This window comes from Neisseria sp. P0021.S007 (assembly GCF_051956855.1).
In genome coordinates this window covers 1-645 of the sequence record NZ_JBQCXA010000640.1, presented here as the reverse complement: position 1 = coordinate 645, position 645 = coordinate 1, and the positions used below count along the sequence as shown (strand labels likewise).

1 protein-coding gene is annotated in these 645 nt (G+C 59.7%); it reads left to right on the top strand.

All coding sequences use genetic code 11. The features are described from left to right. On the top strand, positions 1–645 hold a 645-nt coding region (locus ACTHUR_RS15110; protein WP_440399435.1), incomplete at both ends, for an aminotransferase class V-fold PLP-dependent enzyme.

Here is a 645-nt window from a genome sequence, read left to right as displayed (position 1 = left end):
GGGCGAATACAGCGGCATGCTCTCCATCCGCCGCTATCAAGAAGCCAACGGCGAGGGACACCGCAACATCTGTCTGATTCCAAAATCAGCCCACGGCACCAACCCTGCGACTGCGGCCATGCTGGGTTTGAAAGTCGTCGTTGTCGATACCGACGAACACGGCAACGTCAACATCGACGATTTGAAAGCCAAAGCCGAGCAATACCGCGACGCTTTGTCCGCTATCATGATTACTTACCCGTCCACCCACGGCGTGTACGAAGAAGGCATCCGCGACATCTGTCGCATCATCCATGAAAACGGCGGACAGGTTTACATGGACGGCGCCAACCTCAACGCCCAAATCGGCATCATGCAGCCTGCCGAAGTCGGCGCGGACGTGTTGCACATGAACCTGCACAAAACCTTCTGTATCCCCCACGGCGGCGGCGGCCCGGGTATGGGTCCCATCGGCCTGAAAGCCCACCTCGCTCCGTTTGCACCGGGACACGCCTTGACCGACACGCACAGCGCCAGTGCCGGGCAAACCGCCGTTTCCTCCGCCGCCTTCGGTTCCGCGTCCATCCTGCCGATTACCTGGATGTACCTGACCATGATGGGCAAACAAGGCATGGAACAGGCAACGCGCTGGGCATTGCTCAACGC